Origin of the sequence: Streptomyces sp. SID4985 (assembly GCF_009863025.1) — a bacterium.
Taxonomy (GTDB): Bacteria; Actinomycetota; Actinomycetes; order Streptomycetales; family Streptomycetaceae; genus Streptomyces.
In genome coordinates, this window is the sequence record NZ_WWIR01000482.1 from 1 (window position 1) to 358 (window position 358).

At 67.3% G+C, this 358-nt stretch carries 1 pseudogene; it reads left to right on the forward strand.

The annotated features are described in order from the left end of the window. A pseudogene (locus GTW40_RS21190) lies at positions 1-358 on the forward strand (glycogen debranching enzyme); the annotation flags it as partial.

Here is a 358-nt window from a genome sequence, read left to right on the forward strand (position 1 = left end):
CTCCCGGCTCACCGGCTCCTCCGACCTCTACCAGGCGAGCAGGCGAAGACCCCGGGCCAGCGTCAACTTCGTCACCGCGCACGACGGTTTCACCCTGCGCGACCTCGTGTCGTACAACGACAAGCACAACGAGGCCAACGGGGAGGACAACCAGGACGGCGAGAGCGTCAACCGGTCCTGGAACTGCGGGGTCGAGGGCGAGACCGACGACGACGCCGTGCTCGAACTGCGCGGCCGTCAGCAACGCAACCTGCTGGCCACGCTGTTGCTCAGCCAGGGCATACCGATGCTCGCCCACGGCGACGAACTCGGCCGCACCCAGGGCGGCAACAACAACGCCTACTGCCAGGACAACGAG